We start from the raw sequence: 15,509 nt of genomic DNA on the forward strand, positions 1-15,509 counted from the left end.
ACGCTCATGCTTGCAGGCCCAGGCGTTCACCTTGATAGCTGCCATCCAGCACAGGTCGCCACCAGTCTTCATTCGCCAGGTACCATTGAACGGTTTTACGCATGCCGCTGATAAAGGTTTCATCCGGCGCCCAGCCCAGATCACGTTCAATTTTCGCCGCGTCAATGGCGTAGCGCAGGTCATGTCCGGGGCGGTCGGCAACAAAGGTGATGAGATCGCGATAGTGCGCCAGGCCAATCGGTTTATGCGGCGCGAGTTCTTCCAGCAGATCGCAAATGGTTTCCACCACTTCGATATTTTTACGCTCGTTATGGCCGCCGATGTTGTAAGTTTCTCCCGGCCCACCACGAGTTGCCACCCGATATAGCGCCCTAGCGTGATCCTCAACATACAGCCAGTCGCGAATCTGCTCACCATTGCCATAAACCGGCAGCGCTTTCCCCTCCAGCGCATTCAGGATGGTCAGCGGGATCAATTTTTCCGGGAAGTGATACGGCCCGTAGTTATTCGAGCAGTTGGTCACCAACGTTGGCAGTCCGTAAGTGCGCTGCCAAGCCCGTACCAGATGATCGCTGCTGGCTTTTGAGGCCGAATAGGGACTGCTGGGCGCATAAGGCGTGGTTTCGGTAAAAAACGCGCCGCTGTCGTGCAGATCGCCATAGACCTCATCCGTTGAGATATGGTGGAAACGAAAGACCGATTTTTTTTCGTTCGCCAGCGTATTCCAGTAAGCACGCGCCGCTTCAAGCAGAGTATAGGTACCGACAATGTTGGTTTCGATAAACGACGCCGGGCCATCAATAGAGCGGTCGACGTGGCTTTCGGCGGCCAGATGCATCACGATATTGGGCTGATAGTGGTGGAAGACGCGGTCCAGTTCGACCCGATCACAGATATCCACCTGTTCAAAGGCGAAACGCGGATCCCCGGCAACAGGCGCCAGCGACATCAGATTTCCGGCGTAGGTCAGCTTATCAACCACCACTACGTTATCAGTAGTTGCAGTGATGATTTCGCGCGCCACCGCCGAACCGATAAATCCCGCACCACCTGTGACCAGAATCGTGTTCACCGCCACACCCCTTTGGTATCGACGATAAAATGCTGGCTCACGCTGTCACCGCTCATCGCTTTAAATTCTTTATGATCGACCAGCATCACCAGCACATCGGCGCTCGCCAGCGCTTCGTCAAGCGTCGCCAGAGCGCACAGTCCGTCGAGCTTTTTCGGCAGCTGATGAATATTTGGCTCAACGACCAGGGTTTCGCCGCCGTGCCAGCGGGCGATTTGCGCGGCAATAGCCATTGCCGGGCTTTCGCGCAGGTCATCAATATTCGGCTTAAACGCGAGGCCAAAACAGGCGATTTTTAGCTCGCTGGCGCGTTTGTTGCTCACCGCGAGACAGTCGGCGACTCGCGCTTTCACCTGGTCGATTACCCATTCTGGTTTGTGGTCGTTGACTTCACGCGCGGTCCGGATAAGTCGAGCTTGCTGCGGGTTCTGCGCCACGATAAACCACGGGTCGACCGCGATACAGTGGCCGCCAACGCCCGGGCCCGGCTGAAGAATATTGACGCGCGGATGACGATTCGCCAGGCGAATCAGCTCCCAGACGTTAATCCCCTGATCGGCGCAAATTAGCGAAAGTTCATTGGCAAAAGCGATATTAACGTCACGGAAGCTGTTTTCAGTCAGCTTACACATCTCGGCAGTGCGCGAGTTGGTCACCACGCATTCGCCTTCAAGGAAGATTTTATACAGCTCGCTAGCGCGGGCCGAGCACACCGGCGACATGCCGCCAATCACGCGATCGTTTTTAATCAGCTCAACCATCACCTGCCCCGGCAAAACGCGCTCCGGACAGTAGGCAATATTGACGTCAGCCGCTTCGCCAGCCTGCTGTGGGAAACTCAGATCGGGGCGCATTTCCGCCAGCCAGCCAGCCATCTGCTCGGTTGCCCCCACCGGCGATGTGGACTCAAGGATAACCAGCGAGCCTTTCTTCAGCGTCGGCGCGATAGATTTAGCCGCCGATTCGACGAAAACCATATCCGGTTCGTGCAGATCTTTAAACGGCGTCGGCACCGCAATAAGATAGGCGTCGGCTTCTACCGGCGCGGTAGTGGCGCTCAGGTAGCCCTGTTCGACCGCCGTTTTGACGACGCTCGCCAGATCCGGCTCCACGATATGAATTTCTCCACGGTTAATGGTCTCCACGGCGTGTTGATTAATATCAACGCCGACCACCCGCTTTTGCCGGGAGGCGAACGCGGCAGCGGTTGGCAGGCCAATATATCCAAGGCCAATCACTGAAATGGTAGAAAAATTCATAGCGTTACCTGATTATTTTTAAGTGCAGACAAAATACGATGACACGCTTGTCCATCGCCGTACGGGTTATGCGCCCGGCTCATGGCCTGATACGCGGACTCATCTTGCAGCAAGCGCGTGACTTCATTGACGATGCGTTGGCTATCGGTTCCCACCAGGCACACGGTGCCCGCGCTAACCGCTTCCGGACGCTCGGTCATGTCACGCATCACCAGCACCGGCTTACCGAGCGATGGCGCTTCTTCCTGGATACCGCCGGAATCGGTCAGGATCAACCATGCGCGATTCATCAGCCAGACGAACGGTAGATAATCCTGCGGCTCAATAAGCATGACGTTCTCAACGTGGCCGAGAATACGCTTAACCGGCTCGCTGACGTTCGGGTTCAGATGAACCGGATAGACAATTTGTACGTCCGGGTTGTTAGCGGCGATCTCCGCCAGCGCATGGCAGATTTGCTCAAAACCACGGCCAAAGCTTTCCCGACGGTGCCCGGTGACCAGAATCATCTTTTTGCCGTTGGCGAGGAAGGGATAGCGCTGAGTCAGCTCGTTGCGCAGGACTTCATCGCTCAACACCCGGTCGCGCACCCAGAACAGCGCGTCAATAACCGTATTGCCGGTTACCGCGATCCGATTGTCGGCGATGTTTTCCCGCAGCAGGTTCTGCCGCGAGGTTTCCGTCGGCGCAAAGTGGTACGTTGCCAGATGCCCGGTCAACGTACGATTCCCCTCTTCCGGCCACGGCGAGCTCAGATCGCCCGTACGCAGCCCGGCTTCCACGTGCCCTACCGGAATGCGCTGATAAAAAGCGGCCAGGCTTGCCGCCATCGTCGTGGTGGTATCGCCATGCACTAGCACCACGTCCGGCTTAAACGACTCCAGCACCGGCTTTAAGCCCTCAAGGATACGGCAGGTAATCTCCGTCAACCCCTGGCCCGGCTGCATAATGTTAAGGTCGTATTCCGGAACAATAGAAAAAAGTTTCAACACCTGATCGAGCATCTCCCGATGCTGCGCGGTCACGCAAACTTTCGCCTCAAAATGAGGATCCTTTGCCAGCGCATGAACCAGAGGCGCCATTTTGATAGCTTCTGGTCTCGTGCCAAATACCGTTAGTACTTTCACATCGATTCTCTTCGATTAGGTGATAAAGGCTGAATGTCCTTCACCACGGGCCGCATTCACTGGACACGGCGACGCGATAACGAAACGCCTGCGCCGATGAGCGCGCCCACAATCCCCCACATCACCATCAGAAACACGCGGCGCGGGCTATCGCGTTTTACCGGTTCTTCAGGCGTTCGCAAATACCTGTAAGTCTGAAAACGCGGATCCAGGGTCGGCCCAACGTTTAATGTCGTTAGCATGGCGCGGCTTTGGTCATAATCAAGATCGTACTCCGGCCCCACCGCCTGCAGGTTTTCCAGTCGGGCCTGCAGCATCGGCCGTCCCAGTAAAAACAGCTCTGAATCCGGCAACTGGTCTGGTGGAATATCGGTTTCGCTGCGGGAGATATTGTGCTGCTGGGCGACTTTCAGCGCCTGTTCCACGCTATGCATGCGACGATTGAAAATCTCTCGCGCCACCTCTTCCTGACGCTTCACCTGCGCTTTCATCTGGATGGTACGCGCGGCCCAGGCGCCTTTAAGCTCGTCATTCAGATGCCCTGCCGCACGCTGGCTGGCGAAAGCCACATACTGGCGCAGCAGATTATTGGCATCCGGCGCGGTTTCTGCCGTCAGCTTCACGCTATCGTTGATGCTTTTTAGCGCATCGCCGGGCATAAACTGGATATCGTTAATCAGGTCATCCAGCAGAGCGGCATCGGCGCGAGCGTTACCCGACTGGCGCTGCTTGTAGTAGTCCGTTTGCAGCCAGAAGTCGCGGCGGGTATCCCATGACGCCTGCTGCATGATGAACTCTTTATAAGCTTCATCCATTACCGAAGGCTGATCGACCGAGACGAGATTGGCCTTGATATCGAGATTGCGTAAAAACTGCTGTTGCGAATAGTATCCCCCCAGCATGTTTACCGTTGGCCGATCGGTAATCGCCGTCGCGCTCCACTCCTGGCGAGCAAAAAAGGTATAAACCAGAACAACCAGTGCAAAGAGCACTGCGATACCTGCTATCCAGCTTTTTCCTGCCCATAAGGCGCGAAACAGCCCGCGAATATCCAGCTCATTCTCAACGTTCACTGTTTGTGCTCCCGGTAATGGTTGAGTCATCACGTCCCCAGATTGATTTGGTTAATTTGGATTATTGCCGCTGTGTCGCCGAATTCTGCGTCTAATACGTTTAACCATGCGCGCCACTTTCCAGGCGCGTTTAATGCAGTAGCCATAAAGAAAGAAGGCTACCAAAAAGAGTATTAACATCACCCATTCCGGCACAATGCGGGTGTATTCCGCCACCACGCCAACCAGAGCCAGCAGCGCGGCGGCCAGAGTGATCAGGACAAACGCCTGGCGGGAAGTAAACCCGGCGCGCATGATTAAGTGATGAATATGCTGACGGTCCGGGGAGAATGGACTCATCCCTTTACGCAAGCGACGGTACATAATCGCCACCATATCCATCAATGGGATAGCAATAATCCACAGCGCCGTGACCGGGCTAATAGGATGCGTCTTTCCCTGCGTGGTCTCCAGCAGGATCCAGATGATAGTGAAGCCAATCATGGTGCTGCCGGCATCACCCATAAAGACCTTATAGCGACGGCCAAGCGCACCGAGGTTAAGTAAAATATAGGGCAAAATGGCGGCAATCATCGCAAAACACCACATCGCCAGGCTGTACTGGCCATCAAACCACAGGATGATGCCCGTTGCCGCGAAAGAGACGGAGGACAGGCCGCCAAGCAGCCCATCAATACCATCTACCATATTGAAAGCATTGATCGCCGCCCAAACGGCGAACAGCGTGAGGAAGAAACCAAAGGGGCCGAGCACCAGCTCCCATGAGCCGAATATAAAACCGAGGCTACTAAGATGAAGATTTCCCACCATCATCATAATGACGGCGATAGCGGCCTGAATAACCGCGCGAATTTTTACGCTGATATCAAAGCGGTCGTCCAGCGCGCCGACCAGCACAAGCACCCCGGCACACCCCAGGTATAACCTTGCGTGGGGAATGTAATAGTCGGCGATGGCAAACGTAAAACAAATACCTGCGAAAACTGAAATACCACCAACTAACGGAATCAAACCCTGATGCCGTTTGCGATAGTTAGGTTTATCCACCAGCCCAACTCTTTTTGCCGCCTTGCGAGCGATAAATATAAACAGGGTAGTGAATAAGAAAATACTGATTAATTCAGTAATAGCAGTGAGTAAATTCACAACGCATGTGCTCTCAGCATAGTTAATCCGGGAAGTATAACGATGATGCCTCAACTCCAGAAGGGGCAAAGCAGAACATTACAAATTTATTGTAGAAATTTTAGACTGTTAAAGCTGTCTCTGCCTGCCATCATCCTGCACACATCATACGTTAACACCCATTTTGTTTTCCCTTGCTGGATCATACAAACCCGGAAAACAAAACGCCACGCAATAGCGTGGCGTTTTCTGGCATTTTTAACTTACGAACGCTTCATCATATCGAAGAAGTCATCGTTAGTTTTGGTCATCGCCAGTTTATTGATGAGGAATTCCATCGCGTCGATTTCACCCATCGGGTGAATGATTTTACGCAGGATCCACATCTTCTGCAGCTCTTCCTGAGTGGTGAGCAGCTCTTCTTTACGGGTACCGGAACGGTTGTAGTCGATAGCCGGGAAGACGCGTTTTTCTGCGATCTTACGAGAGAGATGAAGCTCCATGTTACCGGTGCCTTTAAACTCTTCGTAGATAACTTCGTCCATTTTAGAACCGGTATCGATCAGCGCCGTAGCGATGATGGTCAGGCTACCGCCCTCTTCCACGTTACGCGCGGCGCCGAAGAAACGCTTCGGACGATGCAGGGCGTTGGCGTCCACACCACCGGTCAACACTTTACCGGAGGCCGGGACCACGGTGTTGTAGGCACGCGCCAGACGGGTAATGGAGTCGAGCAGGATGATAACGTCTTTCTTATGCTCAACCAGACGCTTCGCCTTCTCGATAACCATCTCGGCAACCTGAACGTGGCGGGATGCCGGCTCGTCAAAGGTCGAAGCGACAACTTCACCTTTAACCAGACGCTGCATCTCGGTCACTTCTTCCGGACGTTCGTCGATCAGCAATACCATCAGTACGCAATCAGGATGGTTGTAAGCAATGCTCTGCGCGATGTTCTGCAGCAGCATGGTTTTACCGGCCTTCGGCGGCGCGACAATCAGACCACGCTGGCCGCGACCGATCGGCGATGCCAGATCCAGTACGCGGGCGGTTAAGTCTTCCGTCGAGCCGTTACCACGTTCCATACGCAGACGTGAATTTGCGTGCAGCGGGGTTAAGTTCTCGAACAGAATCTTGTTACGCGCGTTTTCCGGCTTATCGTAGTTAACTTCGTTAACTTTCAACAACGCAAAGTAACGCTCACCCTCTTTAGGAGGACGAATCTTACCGGAAATGGTGTCACCAGTGCGGAGGTTGAAGCGGCGGATTTGGCTGGGGGATACGTAGATGTCGTCGGGACCGGCGAGGTAGGAGCTGTCTGCTGAACGGAGGAAACCAAATCCATCCTGCAGTATCTCCAGTACGCCATCGCCAAAGATATCCTCGCCACTCTTCGAATGCTGCTTGAGGATGGCAAAAATAATATCCTGCTTACGCATACGGGCCAGGTTTTCCAGCCCCATATTTTCGCCGAGAGTAATCAGCTCAGAAACCGGCGTATTCTTTAATTCGGTAAGATTCATAATGGTGTGGGTTCTTAAACTCGGGGTGATTCTCGAACTTAATGTTGTGAATGGTATGGCAGGAACATCCATGCCTGTTAACGGCCTTCATCTCGTGTCTGTACGTTGCCTGGTCACAGGAAAGAACGCAGAACTGAAACGACTAAACGGAATGAGTGATAAGCCCGGATTATAAGCCTCACGCGCATTTTTGCGGGACGCTTTGGGTAAAACAAGATTCAAACAAAGGTATGTTTAAAACGAAGTCTGAGATTAACTTAGCACGACTCTCGCCGGGCGTCCAGAGATCCGCAAAAAATTGGACGCTGGACGCCGGCAGAGCAAGCCGCTTACGCCAGGTTGGCGTCGAGGAACTCTTTTAACTGGCCTTTAGACAGCGCGCCAACTTTGGTCGCTGCAACTTCGCCATTTTTGAACAGCAGCAGGGTCGGAATGCCGCGAATGCCGTATTTCGGCGCGGTACCCGGGTTCTGATCGATGTTCAGTTTAGCAATGGTCAGTTTGCCCTGATACTCTTCAGCGATCTCATCCAGAATCGGGGCGATCATTTTGCACGGACCACACCACTCTGCCCAGAAATCGACGAGGGTTAGCCCGTCAGCCTTGAGTACGTCCGTGTCAAAACTGTCGTCAGTCAGGTGAATAATTTTATCGCTCATATTTAACTCCACAGGAATAAGCCTGGTGTGTTGGTGTCGCGGCCATCAACGACGTGTCGATGCTACGTTATGCACGCTGTTCTTCAGAATGCCCCTTTTATCGATCTGCGTCACAATGTCCATCATGAACTTTGCCCCACAAAAGATAAAGCAACCCGCGTTCAAACCGGCTTATCGCAGATTTGTCACCCTCGCCTCGCTTAGTAGTCTAAGCTTTCGAAGATTCGTTCAGTTGCCGCAGACGCACCTTGAATAATTTCATACATAGCCAACGAAAGGTTGACGTTATTTCACCGGATACGCTTTCTTAATGCAATAGTTAGCTGATATTCTACCACACTATGAGCAAAACACATTTAACAGAACAGAAGTTTTCCGACTTCGCCCTGCACCCGGCAGTGATTGAAGCCCTTGAAAAAAAAGGGTTTCATAATTGCACACCCATCCAGGCACTCGCCCTCCCGCTTACGCTGGAAGGTCGCGATGTCGCCGGGCAGGCGCAAACCGGTACCGGTAAAACGATGGCGTTTCTGACGTCAACGTTTCATTATCTTCTCACTCACCCGGCGATCGCTGACCGCCAGGTCAACCAGCCGCGCGCGCTGATCATGGCGCCGACGCGTGAACTGGCGGTACAGATTCATGCTGACGCCGAACCGCTGGCGCAGGCTACCGGTCTGAAACTGGGCCTTGCTTACGGCGGCGACGGCTACGATAAGCAGCTGAAAGTGCTGGAAAGCGGCGTGGATATTTTGATCGGCACCACCGGTCGCCTTATCGACTACGCCAAACAGAACCATATTAACCTCGGCGCCATTCAGGTTGTCGTACTTGACGAAGCCGATCGCATGTACGATCTCGGCTTTATTAAAGATATCCGTTGGTTGTTCCGCCGTATGCCGCCGGCGAATCAGCGCCTGAACATGCTGTTCTCTGCCACCCTTTCTTATCGCGTCCGTGAACTGGCGTTCGAACAAATGAACAACGCCGAGTACGTCGAAGTTGAGCCTGAGCAGAAAACGGGCCACCGTATTAAAGAAGAGCTGTTCTATCCTTCCAACGAAGAAAAAATGCGCCTCCTGCAGACCTTGCTTGAAGAAGAGTGGCCGGATCGCGCGATTATTTTCGCCAACACCAAGCATCGTTGTGAAGATATCTGGGGTCACCTGGCGGCGGACGGCCATCGCGTTGGTCTGTTGACCGGCGACGTCGCGCAGAAAAAACGCCTGCGCATTCTCGATGAATTTACCCGCGGCGATATCGACATTCTGGTCGCAACCGACGTTGCCGCCCGCGGTCTGCATATTCCGGCCGTTACGCACGTCTTTAACTACGACCTGCCGGACGATTGCGAAGACTACGTTCACCGTATTGGCCGTACCGGCCGCGCTGGCGCCAGCGGTCACTCCATCAGCCTGGCCTGTGAAGAGTACGCGCTGAACCTGCCGGCGATTGAAACCTATATTGGCCATTCAATTCCAGTCAGCAAATACAATTCTGACGCACTCATGACCGAACTGCCCAGACCGCTGCGCCTCACGCGCCCGCGTCCTGGCAACGGCCCGCGTCGTAACGGCCCACCACGTAATCGTCGTCGTTCAGGTTAAAGCAATATGTCATACACAAAATCATGCAAGTTGCATCAAGGCGGCAAGAGAACGAATCCCGAGGAGCCGCGCTCCGGGAAAAAGCATGCAGCCAACGCAGAGGCAGCTTGAAGGATGAAGTGTATGAGTTCCACCTCGCTCTATGCAGCTATCGATCTTGGCTCCAATAGCTTTCATATGTTGGTTGTACGCGAGGTCGCCGGGAGCATCCAGACCCTCAGCCGTATCAAACGCAAAGTCCGTCTGGCCGCTGGCCTCAACGGCGACAACACGCTCTCTGCCGAAGCCATGGAGCGCGGCTGGCAATGCTTGCGCCTGTTCGCCGAGCGTTTGCAGGATATCCCCCCGACGCAAATCCGCGTGGTCGCCACGGCGACGCTGCGCCTGGCGGTTAACGCCGGTGAGTTTCTGGAAAAAGCGCGGGAAATCCTCGGCTGCGCGGTGCAGGTTATCAGCGGCGAAGAGGAAGCACGCCTGATTTATCAGGGCGTCGCGCATACCACTGGCGGCGCGGATCAGCGTCTGGTCGTGGATATTGGCGGCGCCAGCACCGAACTGGTTACCGGTACCGGCGCGCAAACCACCTCGCTTTTTAGCCTGTCGATGGGCTGCGTGACCTGGCTGGAACGATACTTCGCCGATCGCAGCCTGACCAAAGAAAACTTTGACCAGGCCGAAACCGCCGCGCGTGAAGTTTTGCGTCCCGTCGCCGATGTTCTGCGCTATCACGGCTGGAAAGTGTGCGTCGGGGCTTCCGGTACGGTCCAGGCGTTACAGGAAATCATGATGGCGCAGGGGATGGATGAACGCATCACCTTAGCCAAGCTACAGCAGCTCAAACAGCGCGCGATTCAGTGCGGTCGGCTGGAGGAGCTGGAGATCGAAGGTCTGACCCTTGAACGGGCGCTCGTCTTTCCTAGCGGGCTGGCGATTCTTATGGCCATCTTCAGCGAGCTGAATATTCAGTGTATGACGCTCGCCGGCGGCGCACTGCGTGAAGGTTTGGTATACGGCATGCTGCACCTGTCGATCGATCAGGATATTCGCAGTCGTACCTTACGCAATATTCAGCGCCGGTTTCTGGTTGATACCGAACAGGCACAGCGCGTTGCCCAACTGGCCGCCCATTTCGTTCATCAGGTGGAAAACAGCTGGGAAATTGAGCCGCTATGCTTCGATTTGCTGCAAAGCGCCTGCCAGCTGCATGAAATCGGTCTGAGCGTGGAATACAAGCAGGCGCCTCTGCATGCCGCCTGGCTGGTGCGCAATCTCGACCTGCCAGGATTTACCCCCGCGCAGAAGAAGCTGCTGGCGACCCTGCTGTTAAACCAAACCAGCACCGTCGACCTTTCTTCCCTTCATCAACAAAACGCGGTTCCGCCGAGAGTCGCGGAGCATATGTGTCGTCTGCTGCGTCTGGCTATTCTGTTTGCCAGCCGCCGACGCGACGATCTGCTGCCGATGATTACGCTGGCTGCCGTTGATGAAAGTTTGACGCTAACGCTGCCGCAGGGCTGGCTGGAGAATCATCCGCTGGGTCGGGAAATGGTCGAACAGGAGTGCCAGTGGCAGAGCTACGTTCACTGGCCGCTTCGGCTTAACGAGCAGTAAGTCGTCGGATATTATCCGCTCTTACATAAAGCGATTGCGGGTTTCATACACCGACCATGCCAAACGGTAATGAACGATAACTGGCCGACTGCGCTTATTGCAGCTTCACTCTGAAATCAAAATTAAAGTAATTGCTCAGGCAGAAAGCGGTACCGTACTCAAGCACCTCGCCCTGGGCATTACGACTTTTCAGCGTAATTTTCATCAATGGCACACCCTGCGGCAGGTCGAGCAAATTCAGCTCTTCCGCCGAAGGAATATGCACCGTCAGCGAGTAATCCTGAAGATCGGGATAAATAGCATTTTCCGCCCAGTGCGCGTACAGCGACCCTTCGAGTAAATCCGGGCGGGGTAAGAAACGCTCGGGAATAAACATGGTTTCGATAGACACCGGAAGGGCATCGACCAGACGTACGCGTTTGATTTTCGCCACTCGATCGCCGACGGCGATCTCCAGCTGACGAGCCAGAAAATCATCCGCCGCCAGCTTTTCCCGCACCAGCCATCGATTGGACACCGTTCCTGAATTTTGTAGCTGGGCAGAAAATCCGCCGCTGGCAAGGTTATAGCTTACCGGCAGATTCACCTCGGTACCTTTTCCATGGCGCTTAATCACCAGCCCAGCTTCCAGCAGCGCATCAAGGGCCTTAACCACCGTCACGCGCGACAATTCCAGGGTCTGAGACATTTTGCGCTCGGAGGGCAGAATGCTGCCGTGCGTCAATAAACGCTCGGTCATCGCAGCTTCAATAGCTTGTTTAAGCTGAATATAAAGCGGCGCGGGAGCCTCTGCATTCAGACGCCCTTTTATATACTCAAGCAATGGTTGCGACATAATTTCATGGCCTTGCGGAATTCAGTGACAGTGGATTTATCATAGTGGATCCATACTGGAATCAATAGCCCCATCATAACGTCGCCCCATTCATTTTTACGTCGCTTTTTTCTCTCAGAATGCGCCTGCGATCACAGCATAACTATAAAGGACTTTAACTGGACTTAATCTGGATCTATTTTTAGATTAACTTTTATTCATTTCTTCCAGGGAGTCGACGATGTCTGATATTCGCCCTACCTATATTGCCGAAAGCCGCATCCTTGGCTGTCTTTATGGGCAAGCCATCGGTGATGCGATGGGCATGCCCTCTGAACTGTGGCCTAAACGTCGAATCATTAACCATTTTGGCTGGATTGAACGCTTTCTTCCCGGGCCGAAAGAGAATATTGCGGCCTGCGAATTTCGCGCCGCCGAGTTCACGGATGACACCCATCAGTGTATCGCGCTGATGGATGCGCTCGATGAACACAACGGCGTGACCGATCCCCTGACTATCGCCAGACACATTCTGCTGTGGGCCCGACGCTGCAAGGCATTCGAGAAAAATATTCTCGGCCCAACCTCAAAAGCTTCTCTGATCGCGCTCGAACAGGGGCAACCGCTGGATGAGATCGCGGCCAACGGCGTGACCAACGGCGCGGCAATGCGCGTGGCGCCGATGGGTTGTCGACTACCAACCGGGGACAGGGCCTTTTTCATTGAGCAAGTGCGGCTATCCTGCCTGCCGACGCACAAATCAGACATCGCCATCGCCGGCGCGGTGGTCGTTGCCTGGGCTATCAGCCGCGCCATTGAAGGAGCCGGGTGGCCGTTAATTAAAACCGAGTTGTCGTCGCTGGCAAATGAAACCCAGCGCCATTACGAGTCCACTTTTAGTCCACTTCTTGGGAACCGTATCCACCTGGCGCTGGAAACGATTGCCGGGGAGAATGACCACCTGACAGGTATTGAACGTATTTATGAGGATATCGGCGCCGGTATGGATATTATCGAGTCCGTCCCCGCAGCGATTGCGCTGGTCGAGCTGGCAAAAACGCAGCCCATGAAATGCGCTATGCTGGCAGCCAATTTAGGCGGCGACACCGACACTATTGGCGCGATGGCAACCGCCATTTGCGGCGCGCTTCATGGCATAGAGGCTTTTCCTGAAGAACCTGTACAACAGATTAAGCAGGCCAACAGCATCGACTTCGCGCCTTACGCACGGCGGCTTGCAGAATACCGCTTCGCATAATTCACAGAGGGCATCACTATGGACAGCAAAGCTTCATACGATGGAAATATCCAGACGGCAGATCCCGGAATGGCGGAATTAGGGATCGGTCTCGTTCCCCCGGTCCACCAGACCCAACAACCGATCCAGCTGTTTTTCGTCTGGTGCGCCGCGAATATTGGCATTCTTGGGGTCGTTTACGGCGCGGTGATTGTGTCGTTTGGCCTCTCATTCTGGCAGGCGATTCTTGCCGCCGTGGCGGGCGTCGCCTCTTTTGCGCTGGTCGGCGTCACCAGCATCGCCGGCAAAATCGGCCGCACCACGACGCTCACTCTCTCCCGGGTCATTTTTGGCAAACGCGGTAATATCGCCCCCACCAGCTTCTGTTGGGTGAATCTGATGGGCTGGGAGGCGGTCAATATCATTACCGGCACGCTCACCCTCGTCGCGCTGTTTGCCGCCATGGGTTTTGAAGAGAGTCTCACCACCACCGCGCTGTCGCTTTTCTTGTTTGGCGGGCTGACCGTACTGGTCAGCGTGCTCGGACAAAATGCCGTGTTGATGATGCAAAAATGGATCACCCGGATCTTTGGCGCCATGACGCTGCTGGTAGTGATCTATTTACTCTTCACCGCAGACTGGCAGGCCATCCTCGCGCTGCCTTCAGGCAGCTGGCTCACCGGTTTTCTGCCGGCGGTATCAATTATTGCCGCCGGTACCGGCATCAGCTGGGCTATCGCCGGCGCCGACTATAGCCGGGATCAGCGTCCCGACGCCGGTGAAAAGCCTATTTTTCTCGCCGTTGTCAGCGGCGCCGCGCTCCCCCTACTGCTGCTGATGCTCACCGGGATACTGCTTACCGCCCAGATCCCCGATCTGGCGTCCAGCGAGAACCCCATTTCAGCGATTGGCAAACTGCTGCCTTCCTGGATGGCAATCCCCTATCTGGCCGCGGCGACCGCCGGGGTCGTGACCATCGCCGTATTGAGCCTCTATTCCGCCAGTCTTAATCTGTTAAGCATGGGGATTAAGCTCCAGCAGCGTTCCGCCGTGGCCCTCGATGCCGTACTGGTGCTGGGGATCGCGCTCTATGTGCTATTTGTCTCGAAAGATTTTCTTGGGCCCTTCATCGCGTTTCTGATTTTCTGCGGCGTATTTCTGGCCGCCTGGGCCGCCATTTTTATGGTCGATTTTTATCGGATTCGCCGCCGAGCCGGATATGCTGAAGCTGATTTATTCAGGGAAAGCGGAGCAAACCGCACCGCGCTGGGCTGCTGGATTGTCGGCGCGCTGGCGGGATTGATGGTATCCAAAACCGGGTTTATCGACGGTCCTTTCGCCGTCGGCATTTTCGCGGACTCCAGCCTGGGTCTGTTTGTCTCTTTTATTCTGAGCCTGGCGCTGTATCTGGCGTTCGGCGCAAGAAAGGAGGCCAGCCGTGACAATAACAGCTGACCTGCTGTCGCCGCGGCGGCCGATCGTGGTTATCGGCGCCGCTTTTAGCGACATGATCCTCCATCTCGATGCACTACCGCATAGCGGTAGCGATGTTTCCGCCCGCGACGGCGGACGGCAGATTGGCGGCTGCGCGTTCAATGTCGCCCGCGCGCTCTCACGCCTTGAACTCCCTGTGATAAACGCGATACCGGTGGGAAATGGCGAGTGGGGGCAGGCCGTTGCACAGAAAATGGCGCAGGAAAACCTACCCGTCCTCTTGCGCCACCCCACTCACGATAACGGCTGGTGTCTGGCCCTCGTCGAGGCTAACAAAGAGCGGACGTTTATCACCGTTGAGGGCTGCGAGCAGCACTGGAACAACGAGCTACTCGCACAAATTCCGCAGCCGAAGGACGCCATAATTTATGTCTCTGGCTACGAGCTGGCCAGCGAAGCCCTGCGCAAGTGGATTCTGGACCTTACGGAAGATAAAACGCTGTTTGTCGATTTTGGTCCGCGTCTGGGTGAACTGGATATTCACTTTATCCAGGCGTTGTTGGGCAAAGGTCCCGTGCTCACCCTGAATCGCGATGAACTGAGCTTGCTGTGCGCACGTTTATACGATACGGATAGCGCGACCCTTCACGCCGCTTCGCGGCTCGCCAGCGACTGGCATTTACGGGCGATCTGTCGGTTTGATAAAGATGGCGCATGGGTGGTTGAACCCGACGCGGAACCGCAGCACATTCCTGCCTGCCGCGTGAAGGTCTATGACACGATTGCCGCAGGAGACAGCCACTGCGCCGGTACGATCGCCGGGCTGGCCTGCGGGATGGATCTACGCCAGGCCGCGCTGCTGGGCAATGAAGTAGCGGCTATTGTCGTCACCCGGCCGGGTTCAGACGGTGCTCCGGGTCGCGAAGAGCTACGTCAGTTCCAGCTTCAGCAGCAAAACGGCCGCTAGC

The 15,509-nt window shown here is 54.9% G+C and carries 13 protein-coding genes; 5 read left to right on the top strand and 8 right to left on the bottom strand.

The window, feature by feature from the left end; translation table 11 throughout:
• Positions 1-4: 4 nt before the first annotated feature.
• From rffG to trxA, 7 genes are all read right to left on the bottom strand, one after another.
• On the bottom strand, positions 5-1,072 hold the full coding sequence (gene rffG, locus K7H21_RS26970; protein WP_142445062.1) for a dTDP-glucose 4,6-dehydratase: 1,068 nt from the start codon (positions 1,070-1,072) through the stop codon (positions 5-7).
• Positions 1,069-2,331: a UDP-N-acetyl-D-mannosamine dehydrogenase gene (gene wecC / locus K7H21_RS26975; RefSeq protein ID WP_223035479.1), complete on the bottom strand. Its 1,263-nt coding sequence runs from the start codon at positions 2,329-2,331 to the stop codon at positions 1,069-1,071. The genes rffG and wecC overlap by 4 nt, the downstream gene beginning before the upstream one ends.
• Positions 2,328-3,458, bottom strand: coding sequence for a non-hydrolyzing UDP-N-acetylglucosamine 2-epimerase (gene wecB / locus K7H21_RS26980; protein ID WP_004127395.1), 1,131 nt, complete (start codon positions 3,456-3,458; stop codon positions 2,328-2,330). The genes wecC and wecB overlap by 4 nt, the downstream gene beginning before the upstream one ends.
• Positions 3,459-3,514: 56 nt before the next feature.
• On the bottom strand, positions 3,515-4,561 hold the full coding sequence (wzzE, locus tag K7H21_RS26985; RefSeq protein WP_142445061.1) for an ECA polysaccharide chain length modulation protein: 1,047 nt from the start codon (positions 4,559-4,561) through the stop codon (positions 3,515-3,517).
• Positions 4,562-4,582: 21 nt separating this feature from the next.
• Positions 4,583-5,677 (bottom strand): UDP-N-acetylglucosamine--undecaprenyl-phosphate N-acetylglucosaminephosphotransferase, encoded by a 1,095-nt coding sequence (wecA, locus tag K7H21_RS26990; RefSeq protein WP_004127391.1) that lies wholly within the window; start codon positions 5,675-5,677, stop codon positions 4,583-4,585.
• A gap of 242 nt (positions 5,678-5,919) precedes the next feature.
• A complete protein-coding gene (gene rho / locus K7H21_RS26995; protein WP_002883293.1) occupies positions 5,920-7,179 on the bottom strand; it encodes a transcription termination factor Rho in 1,260 nt (419 codons plus the stop codon).
• Positions 7,180-7,508: 329 nt separating this feature from the next.
• Positions 7,509-7,838: a thioredoxin TrxA gene (gene trxA / locus K7H21_RS27000; RefSeq protein ID WP_004097507.1), complete on the bottom strand. Its 330-nt coding sequence runs from the start codon at positions 7,836-7,838 to the stop codon at positions 7,509-7,511.
• A gap of 341 nt (positions 7,839-8,179) precedes the next feature.
• On the opposite strand from trxA, the gene rhlB reads away from it, so the two are divergent.
• The gene (gene rhlB, locus K7H21_RS27005) at positions 8,180-9,445 is read left to right on the top strand and encodes an ATP-dependent RNA helicase RhlB (protein ID WP_004127388.1); all 1,266 of its coding nucleotides are present in this window, start codon (positions 8,180-8,182) and stop codon (positions 9,443-9,445) included.
• 114 nt (positions 9,446-9,559) lie between these two features.
• On the top strand, positions 9,560-11,056 hold the full coding sequence (gene gppA, locus K7H21_RS27010; RefSeq protein WP_162626108.1) for a guanosine-5'-triphosphate,3'-diphosphate diphosphatase: 1,497 nt from the start codon (positions 9,560-9,562) through the stop codon (positions 11,054-11,056).
• 94 nt (positions 11,057-11,150) lie between these two features.
• On the opposite strand, the gene K7H21_RS27015 is transcribed toward gppA, so the two are convergent.
• Positions 11,151-11,891: a GntR family transcriptional regulator gene (locus K7H21_RS27015; protein WP_004127377.1), complete on the bottom strand. Its 741-nt coding sequence runs from the start codon at positions 11,889-11,891 to the stop codon at positions 11,151-11,153.
• A 220-nt stretch (positions 11,892-12,111) separates the two neighbouring features.
• Here K7H21_RS27015 and K7H21_RS27020 point away from each other — a divergent pair, with 220 nt between their 5' ends.
• Genes K7H21_RS27020 through K7H21_RS27030 form a run of 3 tightly spaced genes read left to right on the top strand, consistent with a single transcriptional unit; the run spans position 12,112 to position 15,508 of the window.
• Positions 12,112-13,128 carry an ADP-ribosylglycohydrolase family protein gene (locus K7H21_RS27020; protein WP_004127374.1) on the top strand — a complete coding sequence of 339 codons (1,017 nt, stop codon included), beginning with the start codon at positions 12,112-12,114 and terminating at the stop codon, positions 13,126-13,128.
• An 18-nt stretch (positions 13,129-13,146) separates the two neighbouring features.
• Positions 13,147-14,562, top strand: a complete 1,416-nt coding sequence (locus K7H21_RS27025) for a purine-cytosine permease family protein (protein ID WP_049112506.1) — start codon at positions 13,147-13,149, stop codon at positions 14,560-14,562.
• Positions 14,546-15,508, top strand: a complete 963-nt coding sequence (locus K7H21_RS27030) for a PfkB family carbohydrate kinase (RefSeq protein ID WP_004127369.1) — start codon at positions 14,546-14,548, stop codon at positions 15,506-15,508. Before K7H21_RS27025 ends, K7H21_RS27030 begins: the two co-directional genes overlap by 17 nt.
• Position 15,509 lies beyond the last annotated feature (1 nt).

This window comes from Klebsiella sp. CTHL.F3a (assembly GCF_019890895.1).
GTDB classification, from domain to species: domain Bacteria; phylum Pseudomonadota; class Gammaproteobacteria; order Enterobacterales; family Enterobacteriaceae; genus Klebsiella; species Klebsiella grimontii.

Bases quoted from the DNA above. Each gene is read 5' to 3' on its own strand.
- wecC (WP_223035479.1), bottom strand. From the start codon at position 2,331: ATGAATTTTTCTACCATTTCAGTGATTGGCCTTGGATATATTGGCCTG.
- wzzE (WP_142445061.1), bottom strand. From the start codon at position 4,561: ATGACTCAACCATTACCGGGAGCACAAACAGTGAACGTTGAGAATGAG.
- rho (WP_002883293.1), bottom strand. From the start codon at position 7,179: ATGAATCTTACCGAATTAAAGAATACGCCGGTTTCTGAGCTGATTACT.
- trxA (WP_004097507.1), bottom strand. From the start codon at position 7,838: ATGAGCGATAAAATTATTCACCTGACTGACGACAGTTTTGACACGGAC.
- rhlB (WP_004127388.1), top strand. From the start codon at position 8,180: ATGAGCAAAACACATTTAACAGAACAGAAGTTTTCCGACTTCGCCCTG.
- gppA (WP_162626108.1), top strand. From the start codon at position 9,560: ATGAAGTGTATGAGTTCCACCTCGCTCTATGCAGCTATCGATCTTGGC.
- K7H21_RS27015 (WP_004127377.1), bottom strand. From the start codon at position 11,891: ATGTCGCAACCATTGCTTGAGTATATAAAAGGGCGTCTGAATGCAGAG.
- K7H21_RS27020 (WP_004127374.1), top strand. From the start codon at position 12,112: ATGTCTGATATTCGCCCTACCTATATTGCCGAAAGCCGCATCCTTGGC.
- K7H21_RS27025 (WP_049112506.1), top strand. From the start codon at position 13,147: ATGGACAGCAAAGCTTCATACGATGGAAATATCCAGACGGCAGATCCC.